Genomic DNA, 15,988 nt, shown 5'->3' with positions numbered 1-15,988 from the left:
TGGGACTATGAAGAACGCTAAACCTAGAGTAGTATTCGGCAACAAATTTGAGGTAGTTATGACCAGTTTTTCCAAACGCTTGTGCGGGTTGGTGTTAGCTTTGTTGCCGTCTGTGTCAGGCGCGGACGAAAGAGCGACAATCGATCTGATTTACGAATTGGGTGAAACCCGATTTCAGCTTGCAGAGTATATTCTGCGCGCATCTTCCGACTACGTTGCAACAAATTCTGACGTGAGTTCGCGTCAGGGGCACTTGGCTCTAAAGAGCGTACTGAATGGCAGCAAGCAGTTTCGCTCTATCCTGGCGATTAGTGGGGACGGCGAGTTGATGTATGACAGTTACAATCCGCTACCGTTCCTGGGGGGGGCGGATCTTTCGCAGCGTCGATACTTCGAAAGAACAACTAACAACGCCCCGAAAGAACTGGTGATCAATAGGGCGGTTGTCGGGAAACAATCTGGCGAGTTGTTCATGCCGCTTGCTATGGCTGTGCCAAACGGCTTGGGACGTGGTCAAAAGGTGGTGATGCTGACCGCTCCACCGGCTGCGTTTATGCCCAACATTCACCTTTGCAGCTTCTGCGGTGTTTCAATGCTGGCAGGTGATGAGGTTATCGCTTCAAATCGTCCGATGTCAGACGTGAATGAAGCGGTCGCTTCCAGGTTAGAATTCGATGGGCCATACGGGGCCACCGAGATTCGGGTTAGGGGCATGCCGGTAAGGGTTCACTGGCGTAGATCAGACGCAACGGGCGTGGTCTATTTGTTCTATCAAGCAAGACCGATAAGTCCTGATTAACCCGTCTTGAAATCGAAACCTCAAAATGACGCCAAGTGGCGTCATTTTTTTTGGATGTGTAGCCGATCCATCAGGATCTCGCGGGCGGCTGTAGGCGTAACGCCGAGGCGATCAGCGTAGTCGAATACGAGCCACTCCTGCGCGGCTGGGTCAATTTGCCAGTTCGCGGATGTGTCTCGAACCACCCAGAACTGAGACCCAAAACCTGCCGCAAACGATGCGAAGGCGACCAGTGCTGCGGTCAAATAGCCCGTTTTGATTCGGCGTCGTGCCTTGCCTTTGGCCGGATTGGAGTGCGTTCCCAGCACTCGAATACGGTCGATCATTTCTTCCTCAGTGAGGTCTGACATACCGGAATGCTCCTAATCCAAAAGTTGTGTGTATTCTTTTGTACATAAAACGGAAGGAATCGGCAAAATGTATAATATCAGACCTGCAGCTATTCAAGATGTAGATTCAATCGCTCGAATTCATGTGGCCTGTTGGGGGGAATGCTACCCCTACCTGCCGCTAGGGCTGCATGAGATGCGGGGTTTGGGATATCGACAGCAGCAGTGGGGGGCAGAGCTGAGCACTGGTGGGGTGGGCGGAACCCTCGTATTGCTCGATGGTGACCGTGTCGTGGGTTTCTCACACGTTCAGCCCAACAATGACAGGGATATACCGGAAGCGGATATCGAGCTGCATGCATGCTATTTCCTACCCGAATACCGGCGCTCATTGGCGGGGCCGCAAATGTTGCAACGTATGGTAGGGATGGTTTTATCTCAGGGATGGTTGAGTTGCTGTCTTTGGGCCTGGTCAAAAAATCCGGTTCGGCGCACATATGGGGCTTTAGGTTTCAAGCCTGTGGTTAGGCGTGATCGGACGATAGGGGATTTCTGTGCGCCGGAAGTGGGGTATCTGTGCCAAGATTTGCCCGTGCTGAATGAAAGGCTATCGAAGAGCCTTAACCGGCTTTCCCGGCGTGACGTGCAAACGCGAAATCAACAATATTCGAAAGACCGGTTCCGCCCGATTGCTTTGCGTAGTGGCAAAGGTCAATAATCAGGTCTGCTATTTCCGATGGTGCGGCGTCACGCGCGCCGTCATGTTCCATAATGAGTTGAATTACTTCGCGCAGAACTCGATCTGATACGCCTGCAATCGAAGGCTTCGAATTCTGGGTTCCAAAGGCGATGAAACACGGATCGGAGCGAAATGCCTTTGCGTAACGCTCGATTGCGTCAGGCTTCATTCCGCGCGTCCCGTTCTCATGTGCGGCATAGGTTGATGCAGTCCAGCCAAACCTGTCCGCAGCTTCTTGAGCTGAACGAAAACCGGCTTCCATTCGGGCTTGCTTGAGGCGGTTCGAAATATCCATGTCGGAATACATAGTGAAAACATTTATTCAAAGCGGGTTGCAACGCAACACAAAATGCATAATTTATGCGCTATGCGCAAGTATTTTGAAATCTGGAAGACTATCGGAGACATCGCAGAGGACTTCGGCGTTGATTATCCGTGTGCGGCTGCGTGGGTGTGGCGGGGCGAAGTTCCCAAAAGTTATGATGCCAAGTTTGTTCAGGCGGCGCTGCAGAGGGGGTTCCTTGTTACGCGTTGCAACCTGGACGAATGGCACGACGCTCACGCCAAGCACCGTAAGCAGCTAAAGAGCAATGGTGACGGAGAGGCTGTAATCGAGTGTCCCAAGCTGACTGTGCTTGAAACCACGAAGGCTGCCGAATGACCCAGCGTGAGCGCTACACCCGAGATCTGCGGATCCTGAAAGCCAAGGACGAAGGCCTGACACAGGCCCAGATTTGTGAGCGTTTCGGTTGCAGCCGAGGTCTGTTGACCAAGCTTTTCGGAAAGATCCGCCAGGATCAAGAAAAGGAGGCTCGGCATGTCGGTTGACCTTCCTCGAGCCCCTGACTGGCCTGCCTTGGAACGCGCTGTGAAGCGCGGCCAGATCTCGGCCCGATTGGACGCGTCCACGGCTGCCGCTGCGCACCATCTGAAAGGCCAGTTGGTCTATCTGAGCTGTCCCTTTGCGCGCAGCAATCGCGACGATCTTGACCAATTCGACCGTTTGGCGGTGCTGGATTTTGAGGTGCGCGCCGCGCGGTGGGTGAAGTTGCTAGCCGTGTTGAATGTTCCGGCGGCCTGTCCCGCGGCGATGCGGTGTCAGATGCTGACGGCGGACATGGAGAATGAATTGCGCCCATTGGACGGTGCGTTCTGGGCGGAGTTTTCCCGCCCGTTTTTGTTTGCGGCGGGTGCGGTGGTGGTGCCACCCATGCCGGGCTGGCGCTTGTCGCGCGAGGTTTGGGCGGACGTGTGTTGGGCCCTGCAAAGCAACGTGCCGGTTTGGCAGATCCGGAGGGCCGGATGATCGGTCGCGGTTGGATCTATCCCAAGTTCTATGTGCGCCCTGCGCCTGCTCCGGACGGATATGAGCTGATCGTTGATTACGCGGGCTTTTTGGGAATCGAGGAACGTTGGCGCTTTGAGCCGATAGATCCGGTTCCCGTGCCGCGCGGGGCGGGGGTGGCGCATGGCTGATGTGACGTCCCTTCCCCTGGCGCATTTCGAGCTGACGTTCCGGTCCACCGAACAGGATGGGGTTTGGTTTGGATTGTCGTTTCCGCAGGCGCAACGGCCCAAGGATCGCGGCCCGCTGGCCTCGGGGCCGGTGCCGGATGACTTGCCTGCGCAGTTGCGGGCGATGGCTGATCATATCGAGGGGGTTCAGAATGAGCGAAGCTGACCAGATACAGGGGGCGAACCCGCCTCAGGTGAGCGCTGACGAGATCCTGACGGTTGTGTGTGCTCATTTCAGGGTGACGCGCGAGGATTTGTCAGGACCGCTTCGGACGGCCCATATCAGTTGGCCGCGTCAGGTGGCCTATTGGCTGGTGCGGGCGCATACCAAGATGAGCTTGCCTGCCATCGGGCGCTTGTTCGGTGGCCGCGATCACACCACGGTCAAACGCGGTGTCGAGAGGGTCGAGGAAAAGGCGGCTGCGGATGAAGAAATCCGCCGGCAGGTGAATGCGCTGCGTGAAAAGGTCTGCCGGGATGGCCCTGCATTTGTTCGTCACAATCACGCGCACGGCAAGCCGTTTGCCAGTCGTCGCGGGCGCTTGCAGCGGGGGATCGGAGTATGAGCCTGGTTGCTGTGTCGCCCGTCGATGTCGATGACCTTCCGGAATATCCCATCCCGTCCACCGCGCGGTTGGATTCGCACTATTTCCTGCAGTTCAATGTGAACCGGTTCGACCGCAGTGGATTTCGCAAGAGGGCTTATCGAGATCCCGAGGTTGGGTTCTTTGGCATGGAGCTGTTTTTCAAGTCGCACGGCGAGGCACCGTTGGGCACTTTGCCGATTGAGCACGATGACTTGGCGTTTCTCTTGGGGCTTCCATTGGAGCGCTGGATGGGGTTGGTCGAGCGGTCGTTCAACCCCCTCTACAACTGGCACAAGGTGCGTTGTGATAACGGGGAGGTGCGCCTGGCGCACCCCGTGGTGCAAGAGGTGATGGAGGCCGCGCTGCGCGGTCATCTGGAGCACAAGGCCAGCAACGAAGACAAGGCCGTCTGGGCGCGTCGGACGCGTCTCAAGGCCTCACTCAAGGCCGTTGGCTGCAGTGATGGGCTTTGCGCAGATGACCGGGCTGTTGCCTGGTTGGACCAGTGGTTGATCGAGAACCACAACGGCCAGCGTCGTCTGCCGCAGTTCGAGCATTCGATCAAGCGCGCTCTGAAAGCGGCCTCTGCCGAGGGTGTTTTGGGCGGACGTCGCGGGGGCATCTGATTTCAAAGGGAAATCTGCTGCGTTTGTAGATGGAACAGAATGGAACAGTTCAGAACAGTTCCGCACAGAATGGAACAGTTCCAGACATAAGAGAGGAAACGAAAGAAGATGAAATGAAATGACAGGCAAGGTCGCGCTCCAAATCAGGCGGAGTGGGTGTGGATAAGTCGGAATTGCTGAGAAAAGGACAGGGCGATGGATGACAAAGAGCAGGCAGAAGGCGAAAAGCGGGTTCGGGAACATCTGATCGAGCCGCTGTTGGCGTTGGGGTTGGCGCGGCCAACGACGCTGACAAAGGCGGCGTTTGAAACGATGCTGCGAACCCTGGCGCAGATGTTGGCCCGTATGAGTGAGGCGGAATTGGCTGTGTTGAAGGCTTGGGCCTTGAAGAACCCGGGCGGGCCAAATCGGGATCGGTTTCCAATTGCGGCTCATATGCTGGCAGCGGCGAAGACCATCCGACCACCTGACAAGACGGATGCGGGACCATTTGCGCGACGGGTGATGGCCTCGCCTGCGGGTGACGAAGCGTTCAAGCATGGATTTGCGCCTGAGTTGTTGGCCTACGTTCGTGCCAACCCGGGAAAGTGGCCACAGTCGCTTACCCTTGAGAAGTTGCGCAACCAGGCGCGGCCCGCCTATGTGCGATTTGAGGATCTGTTGTTGCGAGAAAACAGAGATCAGGAGATTTCGCCGGCCGACCGCCGCTTCCTGGCGAACCGCAAAGCCCAGATCGACACTTGCTGTCAGATTGCAGCTAAGGGCAAGGCTGGGGAGAAAGCAGCGTGAGCAGGCATATGAGTGTTGGGCTCGCTTCGGCCTCGTTGGTGCAGCGCGGTGTCAAACAACAGGTCAGTATCCGTGGGTTGATCGAGTGGGCGTTTCAGCGGGAGCTGGCCAGCCTCGACTTCGATGAGATCGAGCGCGAAACCGGCGCGCGCCCTGGTATCGGTATGGAATGGATCATGATCGAGCGGGCCCGGTTGGGGTGTCGTGTTGACGGCGGCGGTCATTCAGACCCTCACCATGATGCCGAGCTTGTTGCCTCGGCGTTGGCGGTCTTGCCTGAGGGCGTTGGCGGTCGGCGGATGGCTATCCGGATTGCCGAGCTGGCGCGGGCTGGTCAGTGCCCCGATTGGCGTCGCGACGCCGAGCCGCGTTGTGAGCCGTTGGATTGGCGGCAGTCCAAGCATGGGCGGTTTGCGCACCGTGAATTTTGTCGCGACCTCGGTGGTCGTTGGCCAGCCGATTCCGTTAAGGGCAAGGATTGGGGGTATTGGTGCCCGGTCACCTTTACCAATACAGCGCGTGAGATTGCGGCCTGTCGCCGGGAATATCTGGCATGGCGATTGGCTTTGATGGAGCTGCGTAACACTTTTCAGATACTGGGTAATCTAACTGTGTTTATCGTGACGGAAACTTTACCTGCTCTGCGTCCGTGGGGAAACGACCTCGAATAACCAATCCGGTGGAGTCTTTAAGTTGCATCACCTTGTTTCGTGGTGGCTTGGGGGGCGGGGCAGCTGAGTTGTCGCCGCTCCCGTTGGGCGCAACACCAACGAACGGTGGAGATGCGCAGAAAGCGATCTTTGCAAAGTCGCCCGAACGGCCCAAACCGGACATTAACAGGCCTTCTATCATGCTGCGGTGCGGCTCGTCGAAGCGGAAGTTCGGTGAGGCCGCAATATTAAATTTGAACCACGCAATTTTAGGACCCCAAGAGATGGGCAAGCTCTACGATTTCAGTCGCATCAGCTCCGGTAGAGACCCTATTACCAAACATCTGCCCTATGATCATCCGTAGCCTTTCCACGTCGCCTGATTTTGCGGCCTCGACACCTGCTTCAACCAATTGCGCATGAAGCGCTTCATCGACTGCCAAGTGATGCTCTTCTGCCAAGCGCCGGAAGATTTCGATCAAGAAATCAGGGCTTTCAGCGAGCACCTTCATGCGAATGCCTTGCATCTCATCAAGTGACCTGCGCGCGGCATCATAGTTCTTTTCCCGAATCGAACGACGGGTCGTCACCAAAAGCTTGTCGTGCCGCTCAGTATCTACCGGCTGGGCAATGTCCCGCAATTCGTCGAATGAGGTTTCAGCCTTTGCGACTTCGTCGTCCAGCACTCGCTCTTCGTTCTCAGGTGACATCTTCAGCAACGCCACCTCTTGTCGAAGTTTACGCGCTTCTTCGGCTACCGAGCGATGCGTGTCTGCATCGACAGAAGTAGAAAGCGCCGAGTGCTGGCGTTCAATCCGTGTTCGAATATCGCCACTTGGGTCGACATCTTCATCGAGCGTCGCTTCGAGCTCGTCTAAATCACTCTCAACGCGGGCGAGCATAGTTGTGGCAACCTCTGCCCCGCGCTGGCCGTCATAGTTGATGCCGCCATCTTCGGATCGGTAAAGGTTGGTAGCATCGATTACACGCCCCAATGAGGGCAGTTCGACCGAAAAGCTGAGCGTACCATTGTCGCTCATTTTCCAATCGATGACAAAATCATCACCTCGATTGATCCGTTCACCGCGCTCCAATTCATCTCGACTGTTCAGGCGAAAATTACCAATATGCAGATTGTGTTCTGGGGTGTCGATGTCATCTGCCATCTCATAAAATTCGACTGCGATGAAGTCATCTTCACCTCCGACGAGTGTCTTACCAGTTCGGAAGGTTTGCTTACCCTGAGCAGGCAACGCCGTCCCCTTCTTGACAAGAACCTCCAATTTGTTCCGCTCATATCCGACAAAGCCATGCTGAATTTTGACCGCCAGAGTGTAGGTCATCGGGACACTTGCAGCACTTGCTTCCGCTCGGGTGATGATGATTTCGCGTGACGCATCCTCGACGGTCTTGCCCTGTTGGTCGAACACGGTCACTTTGAAACGGTTTTCGCCGTTCTTGCGAACATTCACGTTGATACTGAGCGGCCCATCAATTGGAATCCTACCAGTCGAAGACCCTTCTTCATCAAGGATTTCCACCTCATGACCAGTTGGCATGTCTGACGCTGGTTTCAGCCGAACCTTGGTCGTTTCGCTAGCGACGCGTGAACTGAAAGCCAGAGCCAAAGAGACACTACCAGTGACCGCTTCTTTTTGTTTACCGCTTTTCTGCGTAGAGTTTTCACCGGTCCATTCCCGGCTTTCAGCGAAAATTGCAGCGCCGGTGGCTACAGCGGTCATCGGGTCAAGACCTGTTTCCACCTCTATGGCGAGGCCTGCCTCCAACATATCGCGGATGATAGGCATCTTTGAAGGGCCGCCAATCGGGACGATTTTTGAGATATCGTCATTCTTAAAACCGTTGGCCGTGATGATCTTGCGGCAAAGAGCAATCGAGTCATCAATCCGGTCCTTGATCAAGTGGGTCATCTGTTCTCTCGTCAAATCGATTGAAATATAGATTTCCTCACCGTCCTCATCAGGCGCGCGTACTTCGTCTTCGGTCGCGAAAATCGAAGCCGTCGAAGACGCCGAAAGCTGGATCTTCGCTTTTTCTGCGGCATGGCGGCAGACGTCCGACAGGTGTTTGTACTTTTCGTTGCGCTGAAAATCCGCTGGAAGGTTGAAGGTCTGTGAGAGCCAAGGCCGCACAATGCTGTCGAAAATGATTCTGTCAAAGTCACGACCACCAAGCATGTTTATGCCCTCATGAGCGATCACGTTGACCACGCCCGCGGTGCTCATAACCAATGCCAAGTCAAACGTCCCGCCTCCGAGATCGTAGACCAAGAAAACACCGTCCTTTTGTTTGCTGTGTGCGATTGCGGCCAAAGCAGCGGCAACTGGTTCCTGCAACAGGCTTACTTTCTCCAAACCGGCCAATCGCGCGGCGGCAATCGTGTCCTCGCTCTGCATTTGGTTAAATGCGGCGGGGGTCGTGATAACCACGCCCTCAACTTCCTGGTTGCCAGCCTCGGTCATCGCTTGACCAACCAGCGCTTTGATTATTTCGGCACTACACTCGACCGGCGTCCAAGTTTGCCCAGCAAAGGAGATCGGATTCTTGGTCCCCATCGAGCGCTTGAAGCCTTGGGCGACATTCTGCGGAGCTGAAAGCAAGCGGTCATAGGCCGATTTCCCGATGAACCTGTGCCCGCGCTTGTCCAGATAGATAACACTGGGCAACACATCCGTGCCGTCCGATGTCTTGAAGAGACGCGTCGCACCATCGATATGGCCGACGACTGCTGAGTTCGAAGTTCCGAGATCAATACCAAGATACAATTCTTATTCCTTTTCACCATTGGCTGGCTCAACGAGAACGCGTCCTAGCCTTATTACTTTCATATCCGCCATTACGGTCGGCTCCAGTGTTTTTGAGACGAAGAGATCAGTTTCATCGGGATAGTCTCCGGCATTATCGGCGGAAGTGGCCAATCCAGCATGGAACCCCTCCGTTTCGAAATCGATCAGCTTTAAACCGAGCTGATCGACAAGCATAGCCAACTGGCGATCTGAGAAGTTCAACTGGCCCTTCAATCGGCGGCTTTCACTTTCGGGAAGGCGCTCGATAGCCTTCTTGGTTGCGTTTGATAATTTCCAAAACTCAACGCACAACTGCGCAACACTTTCAGCGTTCATGGACATAGGGGGTGAGCTTACCATGAAGAAACGATCCTTCTTGCATCTGCTCGCAAATCAGCGGCATTTTCACGGGCCTCGCGCTCAGCAGCGCTTAGATCACCGCTTCTATATCGAAAACTTGAACATCGTGAATTGAAGTCGCCAATCAGCGCATTGAAACGGTCAATTTGATAGTCCGTTGTGGTCAGTGTTCTGATGATATCAAGCCGTTGCCCCTGAAAAACACAGTAGCGGATTTGAGAGCGATTGAGTGTTAGGCCCTGCCCGACCGGCGGGATAGTCTCAACCGCCGCACTTGTCGCTGGCGCGGGCTTTGGGGTTGGCGTCGCGACACGTGGAGCGGATGGCTGATAGGTTGAACGGTTAGATGGTCTGTCCATCTCATCTGCAATCACAAAGAACCCTATGGCTGCTGCGATTGAGGCATAAATTCCCCACTTCACCTTTTTGCCGAGCCTCTTTCGATCCAGTTTGGTCTTTAGCTGCTGAAGTTCGGCACGCTCCGATCCACGTGCATATTTCAGCAAATCCTCCACAGTTTGCGACATCGCGGTCAAATTGCCCGAATTCTTTTCAAGCTCGTTCATTTTCCAATTTCGATGCAAAACCGCCCGCTCTTCTTCAAGCGTTTTTTTAAGTTCCTGAGGCGGTCGAGCGCCAGCAAATGTCAGAGCCCCGTCAAGCAGTTTGAAAGCGGTCTGTGGGTCATTGCAATCGTTGTTGATGTGCAATGCAAGGTCGCGCAGGATGTTAAAGGCAATGGGTTCATCTTCCCCCTTGGATACCGTATCCTTGAATATCTTGAGGACAGTGGAAATCGGTGTCGGCAGCTTTGTTTTAGCCGCCTCGCACGCATCAATAAGCGGCTTGTATTCCTCGTGTAGTTTTTGTTGTTCGTCCAAGTTTTCAAGTGCCGCCACATCCCCTTTCAAGACTTCGGCGACGGATTCAAGCTCAGGGAAGGTCCGCAACAAAGCCTCAGAAAGCCTACGTGCTTCAGTAAATTCGCTGCGATTGTTGGCAAGGTCCAAGCAAAGCGATCTCAATTTTTCGTAGATCCGCTTTGATCGCCCTTCTTCATGGCCTTGATGCTGTTCATAGACCTGAACCGGCTGATTCACGTCATCCCAACGAACCAGAAGGTCAGATGCTCTTGTTACAAGCGCTGCTAGATCGGCGTCGGTATTTTCTGCGTCCGATATGACCTCGTCGATCTCATCGCTTATGCAGACCAGGTCAGGTTCACTTAACGTATCATAACTGCGAACAAACTGCTCCAAGAACGAGCTCGAAGGGCGCCTTCTCAGCTCGGCTTCAACGATCCTGTCCATGGCCGCACCAGGGCGGTCCAAGCTCCAAATCCCCACCGCCGCCGATCTGGCATGCTTCTTTTCAAGCTCCATTAACACATTATGCAACTGCTCCGGCTCAACACGCGGAAATCCTGCGCGTTGACGGTTTTCGTTAATGAAAATGAGGATGGTTGCTTCATCAATCTCATCCCAAGCGGCCACCAGAGCATGAAAAAGATTTTCGTTGACGTTTCCTGAGCCCGCAAAATGCGCAAGGATGTTGGCTTTGGCCAGTTCAGGGGCGTGCTTTGATGTTTCAATAAGCGCTTCAAGATCACTGGAAGCGACAAGACTCAATACATTGGACGTTTGAGCTTGGCTCAACTCTGGTAGCCAAGAAATTTCTTGTTCGAGCCGAGCATTTGGGGCCAATAGGCTTTGCTGTGCGCGTTGGATTTTTTGGGGCTCGAAAACCTCATCAAACTCGGCATCTTCAACTAAGTCGGCGATGTCTGACCTATCCGCGTCGTAGCCTGCTTTCAAAATATGAAACGCGCTACTAGTAAGGTCTAAACATCCGTTATCCATCAAGTACTCCAAACCCATTTCGTCTTCCAATAAAGGGATAGTGGCTCAGTTTCACCGAGAACTAAAGCCGTAGTTATCAATTTTCAGAAGAGTAAGAAGAAAGTCCGCTTGTGGTAAACGATAGCTGCTCCTTTGCTCTAACAGCGAACGTCGGCTCCCCGCCCGACGTGCAAGACAGACATGACCGCTTTGGGCTGACTGCTGAAATAAGGCTTGACTTGAAAGTCACTCTGTTGACATCTTGCCCTCGACCGAATTGCGCCCGCAGGAAACCCTGTCGGGCGCTTTTGCGTTGGTGACCTGCTAACGTCCAAGAGGGTGCGATGCCGAAGAAACCCTGCGCGCACCCAGGCTGTTCCCGGCTGGTCGACCTTGGGTCGGCTTACTGTGAAGCCCACGCGGTGCAGAACAAGAGGGACCGGGATCGGCCTGCGGACGCAAAGCGGGCCAGTATTCCCTATCGCAAGTGGTACAAACGCAAAGCATGGTGCGGCCCGAACGGGCGGCGGGCTCGGCAGCTCGCAGCGGAACCGTTGTGTGTGATGTGCCCGGAGCATTCGAAGCGGTTGGCCACCATCGCGGACCATGTTGTCCCGCACAATGGTGATCACGGCTTGTTCTGGTTCGGTGAATTGCAGTCGTTGTGCAAGTCCTGCCACGACACCAAGAAACAACGGGCCGAGCGGCGCGCAGGTGGGGGGGATCAAAAGTCCACAGCCTGAATGCCCGGGACCGGCGGGGGTAATCAGATTTTTCCGCGTGTAATTTTAGAGGGGGGGGTATGCCCGATCTGAACAGTCTTGAGCAGTTGATTGCCCTCTTGGGTGGTTGGCCTGAACACTTCGGCGCTGAAGAGGAAAAACACGCGTTGGCGATGTTGACCGCGACAAAGCGCGAGAAGGTGATCGATGAGCCGGTTTTCCGACTGGTCTGCCTTTGGGGCCTGCATATGGCGGCGCATGATCGCCTGTCGCGCAAGATTGACAAGGCCGACTTCACCGCGACCAAGGACAAGTACCTGTCCGGCGACGAACAGCGCCGGGCGTTTCACGAAAACAAGATCATGGGTCTACAGCGTGAGCTGCTGGCGACACCCTATGCCCGTTCCAAGAATGGCAACGGGGCGCAGACCAGCTTCCTGGACGATTTGTTCGGCGGTGGCGACACCCAGCCGAAAGGTAACGTCACACCGTTTCAGACCTTCCAGCGTAGAGGTAGCGGCGGTCAATGAGCGCGGCGGCAGCAGTGCAGGTCGAGACACCCATTGTGGATCGCGCGCTCGATTGGGTCGAGGACGTTCTGTCGAACAAGCGGCCAAGCTGCAAACGGGCAAAGCAGGCCTGCAAGCGGTTCCGGGCCGATCTGAAACGCGCCGGCACAGACCAGTTCCCTTATGTCTTTGACATGGAGGCGGCGGAACACATGTGCGCGTTCATGGAGGCGTTGCCGCACATCGAAGGCGCTTGGGCGGCGCGCGGCGAAACCATCACTCTTCTGGGGTGGCAGGCGTTTCTGATCAGTCAGATCGGAGGTTGGCGTCACATGGTCACGGGCGTTCGCCGGTTCCGTACCGCCTATGTCGAAGTGCCTCGAAAGAACGGCAAATCAACCTTGCTGGCTGGCGTTGGTCTCTATTTCCTGACCGTGGATGGCGAGCCGGGGGCAAAGGTCTATTCCGCAGCCGCTTCGACCCATCAGGCGCGGATTGTCTTTGACGCGGCGCGGGTCATGGCCCTGTCGGGGCAGGTTGGCGGTATGGCCTTGGACGAGGTTCTGGGGCTGCATGTCGAAGAACACAAGATCAAGACCGGAGATCCGGCGGCGCTGTTCCAGGCGGTCGCCAGCCAAACCAAGTCGAAGGATGGCAAGAACCCGCATTGTGCGATTGTCGATGAATTGCATGAGCACGAAAAGCGCGACGTTTGGGATTCAATGGCCAGCGCCCTGGGGGCCCGCGAACAGCCGCTGCTGATTGCGATCACCACGGCGGGCTATAACACTGCGGGGATCTGCTATGAGCAGCGGAAGTATCTGCAGCGAATTTTGGATGGCACTTTCGAGGATGACAGCTATTTCGGGCTGATTTTTGAGGCCGATGAGGGTGATGATCCGGGCGATCCTATCGCCTGGGAAAAAGCCAACCCGTCCCTGCATGCAGCCAAATCGTTGCAATACATGCAGGACGAATGGAAAAAAGCAGCGGCCAGCCCGGCGGCGATGGGTGAATTCCTGCGCAAACATCTGGACATCTGGACCAGCGTGGGTGCGTCCGCCATCGACATGGAAGGGTGGCGCGCTGGTGAAGACACGTCGCTGAGGATCGAACATTTTGCCGGGCGGCGCTGTTACATCGGCGTTGACCTGGCGACCCGCCATGACCCTTCAAGCGTGGTGGTGGTCTTTCCAGACGAAAGTGACCCGGCAAAGGGGCCGATGACCGCCTTCAGTTGGCATTGTTTGCCGCAGAAAGTCGTGGATGCGCCGGGCAATGAGCACCTGTGGGGGTGGGCCAGCAAGGGCCTGATCACGACAACGCCGGGCGCGGAACTGGATCTGCGGTTGGTCGAAGCGCTGGTGATGCAGCTCTGTGGCCATGGTGCGGACCATGATCCGCGAAACGAATGGGGCTGGGGCGATCTGCCCGCCTTCGACGTGGAAATGGTGGTCTATGACGCGCAGTTTGCGCAACAGATGGCGGCGACGTGGGATGCGGCCGGAATTTTGGCGGTGGAGCTGCGCAAACGCGCGGCAAACACAAATGAGCCGTTCAACAAGCTGATTGCCGCAGTGGATGATCACAGGTTTCTGCACGATGGCAATCAGGTGCTGACCTGGATGGCGGGCAACACGCTGCTGAAGCAGGTGCCGGGCGGGGACTACATATTTCCGACCAAGCTGGCACCGGAAGACAAGATCGACGGGATCGATGCTGCGATCAACGCGCTTTGGCCGCTGTGCCAGGCAGAGGAAGACGATGACAGCAAAGAGCGTCGCAGCAGCTTCTTTGCATCGCTAGGAGCAACTTGATGGGAATTTTGCACAAGGCGCTGTCTGCTTTTGGTCTGCAGGTGAAGTTGTCTGACTCGGTGAAATGGACGGACAGGCGCGGCCATTCGGACGCGTCAGCCGAGCGCGTCACGCCACGATCCAGCATGGGGCTTTCGGCGGTCTGGGCCTGCTCGAACCTGATCAGCGGCACCTTGTCGTCGCTGCCGTTTGAAATTGTACAGCGGGATGATGCCGGGTTCCCGAAAGTGGCGGGCGCGCATCCGCTGCACAAGGTGATCTATGAAAGCCCGAACTTCGACCAGACAGCTTTGGATTTCTGGGACTTCATGAACCTGTCGCTTGAGTTGCGCGGAAACTGCTATGCGGATGTGTCGCGGGACAGTCGCGGCGTGATCAAAGCGCTCTATCCGATTCAACCGGATGCAATGTCAGTGCGGCGTTTGAGCAATGGCCGGATCGAGTATCGTTGGACCAGCGATGGCAAGGCGTTCACCCGGTTGGATCGCGACGTGTTCCATGTTCGTGGACCGGGCGGCAACGCTCTTGGCGGAATGTCCACTCTGCAATTTGGCAGCCGAACGTTTACGGCGGCGCTCGCTGCAGAGCAGGCCGCTGCCAGTACGTTTGAGAATGGGATGCGTCCTGGTGGGGTGCTCACTTTCAGCGACTGGTTGAGTGAAACTGAGCGTGCCGTCGTTGATGGCATTGCGGACAAGTACATTGGTGCTGCGAACAGCGGAAAGCCCTTCATTGCTGAGGGAGGCATGGAGTTTTCGCCAATCAGCGTTTCGCCCGAAGATGCACAAATGCTGGAAACGCGGCAGTTTTCAGTCGAAGAGATTTGCCGGTTCTTTCAGGTGCCACCTGCCTTGATTGGTCATGCTGGTTCTTCAACGGCCTGGCCAACCAGCGTTGACCAGCAGGTTCTGATGTTCACCAAGTTCTATCTGCGGCGGCGCGTGAAGCGGATTGAACAGGCCGTGCGCAAACAGCTTCTCACGCCAGAGGACCGGGCGGCGGGGTTCTCAGCGCGTATCAACATGGACGGTCTATTGCGCGGAGATCCCGCCAGCCGGGCGGCATACTACCAGATCATGAGCCAGATCGGTGGCCTGACCATCAATGAGGTTCGGGCTTTGGAAAACCAGCCGCCGGTCGAGGGTGGCGATGTGGTGCGCTTGCAGATGCAGAACATTCCAATCACTGAAACAGGAGAAGCGTGATGACGCTCGAAACCAAGGAGCTGGCCGTAGACTTGAAAACCGTTTCTGAGAACGGTGCAATCGAAGGCTATGCGAGCCTGTTCGGGGAAGTGGACGGTGGCGGTGATATGGTCGCCAGCGGGGCGTACAAGGCGAGCCTGGTAAAGTTGGCCTCTGACGAGCGGAAGGTCAAAATGCTGTGGCAGCATGATCCCGGCCACCCGATTGGCGTCTGGGAAGAGGTGCGCGAAGATGACAGGGGCCTCTGGGTCAAGGGCCGGATCCTGAACGAAGTCACCAAAGGGCGCGAAGCGATTGCCCTGATCAAGGCGGGATCGGTGGATGGTCTTTCGATTGGGTACCGGACGATAAAGGCCCACAAGGAAGACAATGGCGTCCGGGTGTTGACCGAGCTGGACCTGTGGGAGGTCTCGCTGGTGACGTTCCCGATGCTGACGAGCGCGCGTGTGTCGGCCAAGACGGACGTGCCGGAAGAGGTGTTGAACAAGCTCAAGGCCGGGGATCGGCTGACTGAGCGGGAGTTCGGAAAACTGGTCAAGGGAGTTGGCCTTTCGAACTCACAGGCGGAGCGTGCCGCGCGCATCCACCTGAAAGGGCAGGGGGATCCTGCCGTTGCGGAGACTGAGGCGGTGGCGTTCTTCACTGCTCTCAACGGGTGAAAAGCCCTCCAATCTGAACAGAAATCAGGAGAGATCC

Annotated in this window: 20 protein-coding genes; 15 read left to right on the top strand and 5 right to left on the bottom strand. The window is 56.0% G+C overall.

The window, feature by feature from the left end:
• Positions 1-7: 7 nt before the first annotated feature.
• Positions 8-799 (top strand): PDC sensor domain-containing protein, encoded by a 792-nt coding sequence (locus TRM7615_RS05620; protein ID WP_108785909.1) that lies wholly within the window; start codon positions 8-10, stop codon positions 797-799.
• 41 nt (positions 800-840) lie between these two features.
• Here TRM7615_RS05620 and TRM7615_RS05615 read toward each other — a convergent pair whose 3' ends face one another.
• Positions 841-1,149, bottom strand: a complete 309-nt coding sequence (locus tag TRM7615_RS05615; RefSeq protein WP_108785908.1) for a hypothetical protein — start codon at positions 1,147-1,149, stop codon at positions 841-843.
• A 67-nt stretch (positions 1,150-1,216) separates the two neighbouring features.
• Here TRM7615_RS05615 and TRM7615_RS26205 point away from each other — a divergent pair, with 67 nt between their 5' ends.
• Positions 1,217-1,846 (top strand): GNAT family N-acetyltransferase, encoded by a 630-nt coding sequence (locus tag TRM7615_RS26205; protein ID WP_370739775.1) that lies wholly within the window; start codon positions 1,217-1,219, stop codon positions 1,844-1,846.
• Here TRM7615_RS26205 and TRM7615_RS05610 read toward each other — a convergent pair.
• Positions 1,749-2,162: a helix-turn-helix domain-containing protein gene (locus tag TRM7615_RS05610; protein WP_207775213.1), complete on the bottom strand. Its 414-nt coding sequence runs from the start codon at positions 2,160-2,162 to the stop codon at positions 1,749-1,751. The two genes, TRM7615_RS26205 and TRM7615_RS05610, sit on opposite strands and share 98 nt — an antisense overlap.
• Before the next feature lie 72 nt (positions 2,163-2,234).
• Here TRM7615_RS05610 and TRM7615_RS05605 point away from each other — a divergent pair, with 72 nt between their 5' ends.
• The 8 genes from TRM7615_RS05605 (at position 2,235) to TRM7615_RS05580 (ending at position 6,055) form a co-directional block, all read left to right on the top strand.
• Positions 2,235-2,528 carry a hypothetical protein gene (locus tag TRM7615_RS05605; RefSeq protein ID WP_125133647.1) on the top strand — a complete coding sequence of 98 codons (294 nt, stop codon included), beginning with the start codon at positions 2,235-2,237 and terminating at the stop codon, positions 2,526-2,528.
• Positions 2,529-2,684: 156 nt separating this feature from the next.
• Positions 2,685-3,173, top strand: a complete 489-nt coding sequence (locus TRM7615_RS05600; protein ID WP_108785905.1) for a DUF1937 family protein — start codon at positions 2,685-2,687, stop codon at positions 3,171-3,173.
• Positions 3,170-3,343 (top strand): protein Asterix, encoded by a 174-nt coding sequence (locus tag TRM7615_RS25485; protein WP_165821371.1) that lies wholly within the window; start codon positions 3,170-3,172, stop codon positions 3,341-3,343. The genes TRM7615_RS05600 and TRM7615_RS25485 overlap by 4 nt, the downstream gene beginning before the upstream one ends.
• Positions 3,336-3,548, top strand: a complete 213-nt coding sequence (locus tag TRM7615_RS25890) for a hypothetical protein (protein WP_165821370.1) — start codon at positions 3,336-3,338, stop codon at positions 3,546-3,548. Before TRM7615_RS25485 ends, TRM7615_RS25890 begins: the two co-directional genes overlap by 8 nt.
• Positions 3,535-3,948 (top strand): helix-turn-helix domain-containing protein, encoded by a 414-nt coding sequence (locus TRM7615_RS05595; protein ID WP_165821369.1) that lies wholly within the window; start codon positions 3,535-3,537, stop codon positions 3,946-3,948. Before TRM7615_RS25890 ends, TRM7615_RS05595 begins: the two co-directional genes overlap by 14 nt.
• Positions 3,945-4,595 (top strand): hypothetical protein, encoded by a 651-nt coding sequence (locus tag TRM7615_RS05590; RefSeq protein WP_108785903.1) that lies wholly within the window; start codon positions 3,945-3,947, stop codon positions 4,593-4,595. The genes TRM7615_RS05595 and TRM7615_RS05590 overlap by 4 nt, the downstream gene beginning before the upstream one ends.
• Positions 4,596-4,790: 195 nt before the next feature.
• A complete protein-coding gene (locus TRM7615_RS05585) occupies positions 4,791-5,384 on the top strand; it encodes a hypothetical protein (RefSeq protein WP_108785902.1) in 594 nt (197 codons plus the stop codon).
• 8 nt (positions 5,385-5,392) lie between these two features.
• Complete coding sequence (locus tag TRM7615_RS05580) at positions 5,393-6,055, top strand: hypothetical protein (protein WP_108785901.1); 663 nt, start codon at positions 5,393-5,395, stop codon at positions 6,053-6,055.
• Between the two features lie 248 nt (positions 6,056-6,303).
• Here the strand turns inward: TRM7615_RS05580 and TRM7615_RS05575 are convergent, their stop codons facing one another.
• The 3 genes from TRM7615_RS05575 to TRM7615_RS05565 are packed head-to-tail and all read right to left on the bottom strand — an operon-like array spanning position 6,304 to position 11,060.
• Entirely contained in the window at positions 6,304-8,820 is a 2,517-nt protein-coding gene (locus TRM7615_RS05575; RefSeq protein WP_108785900.1) for an Hsp70 family protein, read from the bottom strand.
• A 3-nt stretch (positions 8,821-8,823) separates the two neighbouring features.
• On the bottom strand, positions 8,824-9,201 hold the full coding sequence (locus TRM7615_RS05570) for a hypothetical protein (protein WP_165821368.1): 378 nt from the start codon (positions 9,199-9,201) through the stop codon (positions 8,824-8,826).
• Positions 9,195-11,060, bottom strand: a complete 1,866-nt coding sequence (locus tag TRM7615_RS05565) for a hypothetical protein (RefSeq protein ID WP_125133645.1) — start codon at positions 11,058-11,060, stop codon at positions 9,195-9,197. The genes TRM7615_RS05570 and TRM7615_RS05565 overlap by 7 nt, the downstream gene beginning before the upstream one ends.
• A 323-nt stretch (positions 11,061-11,383) precedes the next feature.
• Between TRM7615_RS05565 and TRM7615_RS25885 the strand changes: the two genes are divergently transcribed.
• From TRM7615_RS25885 to TRM7615_RS05540, 5 genes are read left to right on the top strand one after another with little or no spacing between them, the layout of a single operon-like run.
• Entirely contained in the window at positions 11,384-11,782 is a 399-nt protein-coding gene (locus TRM7615_RS25885; protein WP_108785897.1) for a DUF8602 domain-containing protein, read from the top strand.
• 59 nt (positions 11,783-11,841) lie between these two features.
• Positions 11,842-12,291: a hypothetical protein gene (locus tag TRM7615_RS05555; RefSeq protein WP_108785896.1), complete on the top strand. Its 450-nt coding sequence runs from the start codon at positions 11,842-11,844 to the stop codon at positions 12,289-12,291.
• Complete coding sequence (locus TRM7615_RS05550; RefSeq protein WP_108785895.1) at positions 12,288-14,087, top strand: terminase large subunit; 1,800 nt, start codon at positions 12,288-12,290, stop codon at positions 14,085-14,087. Before TRM7615_RS05555 ends, TRM7615_RS05550 begins: the two co-directional genes overlap by 4 nt.
• Positions 14,087-15,292 carry a phage portal protein gene (locus TRM7615_RS05545; RefSeq protein WP_108785894.1) on the top strand — a complete coding sequence of 402 codons (1,206 nt, stop codon included), beginning with the start codon at positions 14,087-14,089 and terminating at the stop codon, positions 15,290-15,292. The genes TRM7615_RS05550 and TRM7615_RS05545 overlap by 1 nt, the downstream gene beginning before the upstream one ends.
• Positions 15,292-15,951, top strand: coding sequence for an HK97 family phage prohead protease (locus TRM7615_RS05540; RefSeq protein ID WP_108785893.1), 660 nt, complete (start codon positions 15,292-15,294; stop codon positions 15,949-15,951). The genes TRM7615_RS05545 and TRM7615_RS05540 overlap by 1 nt, the downstream gene beginning before the upstream one ends.
• Positions 15,952-15,988: the final 37 nt, after the last annotated feature.

The organism is Falsiruegeria mediterranea M17 (assembly GCF_900302455.1).
Taxonomy (GTDB): Bacteria; Pseudomonadota; Alphaproteobacteria; order Rhodobacterales; family Rhodobacteraceae; genus Falsiruegeria; species Falsiruegeria mediterranea.
This window is presented reverse-complemented; position numbering and strand designations above follow the sequence as displayed.

Bases quoted from the DNA above. Each gene is read 5' to 3' on its own strand.
- TRM7615_RS05585 (WP_108785902.1), top strand. From the start codon at position 4,791: ATGGATGACAAAGAGCAGGCAGAAGGCGAAAAGCGGGTTCGGGAACAT.
- TRM7615_RS05570 (WP_165821368.1), bottom strand. From the start codon at position 9,201: ATGGTAAGCTCACCCCCTATGTCCATGAACGCTGAAAGTGTTGCGCAG.
- TRM7615_RS05545 (WP_108785894.1), top strand. From the start codon at position 14,087: ATGGGAATTTTGCACAAGGCGCTGTCTGCTTTTGGTCTGCAGGTGAAG.
- TRM7615_RS25890 (WP_165821370.1), top strand. From the start codon at position 3,336: ATGGCTGATGTGACGTCCCTTCCCCTGGCGCATTTCGAGCTGACGTTC.
- TRM7615_RS25885 (WP_108785897.1), top strand. From the start codon at position 11,384: ATGCCGAAGAAACCCTGCGCGCACCCAGGCTGTTCCCGGCTGGTCGAC.
- TRM7615_RS05590 (WP_108785903.1), top strand. From the start codon at position 3,945: ATGAGCCTGGTTGCTGTGTCGCCCGTCGATGTCGATGACCTTCCGGAA.
- TRM7615_RS05610 (WP_207775213.1), bottom strand. From the start codon at position 2,162: ATGGATATTTCGAACCGCCTCAAGCAAGCCCGAATGGAAGCCGGTTTT.
- TRM7615_RS05555 (WP_108785896.1), top strand. From the start codon at position 11,842: ATGCCCGATCTGAACAGTCTTGAGCAGTTGATTGCCCTCTTGGGTGGT.
- TRM7615_RS05615 (WP_108785908.1), bottom strand. From the start codon at position 1,149: ATGTCAGACCTCACTGAGGAAGAAATGATCGACCGTATTCGAGTGCTG.
- TRM7615_RS05600 (WP_108785905.1), top strand. From the start codon at position 2,685: ATGTCGGTTGACCTTCCTCGAGCCCCTGACTGGCCTGCCTTGGAACGC.
- TRM7615_RS25485 (WP_165821371.1), top strand. From the start codon at position 3,170: ATGATCGGTCGCGGTTGGATCTATCCCAAGTTCTATGTGCGCCCTGCG.
- TRM7615_RS05620 (WP_108785909.1), top strand. From the start codon at position 8: ATGAAGAACGCTAAACCTAGAGTAGTATTCGGCAACAAATTTGAGGTA.
- TRM7615_RS05605 (WP_125133647.1), top strand. From the start codon at position 2,235: ATGCGCAAGTATTTTGAAATCTGGAAGACTATCGGAGACATCGCAGAG.
- TRM7615_RS05540 (WP_108785893.1), top strand. From the start codon at position 15,292: ATGACGCTCGAAACCAAGGAGCTGGCCGTAGACTTGAAAACCGTTTCT.
- TRM7615_RS05550 (WP_108785895.1), top strand. From the start codon at position 12,288: ATGAGCGCGGCGGCAGCAGTGCAGGTCGAGACACCCATTGTGGATCGC.
- TRM7615_RS26205 (WP_370739775.1), top strand. From the start codon at position 1,217: ATGTATAATATCAGACCTGCAGCTATTCAAGATGTAGATTCAATCGCT.
- TRM7615_RS05565 (WP_125133645.1), bottom strand. From the start codon at position 11,060: ATGGATAACGGATGTTTAGACCTTACTAGTAGCGCGTTTCATATTTTG.
- TRM7615_RS05595 (WP_165821369.1), top strand. From the start codon at position 3,535: ATGAGCGAAGCTGACCAGATACAGGGGGCGAACCCGCCTCAGGTGAGC.
- TRM7615_RS05580 (WP_108785901.1), top strand. From the start codon at position 5,393: ATGAGTGTTGGGCTCGCTTCGGCCTCGTTGGTGCAGCGCGGTGTCAAA.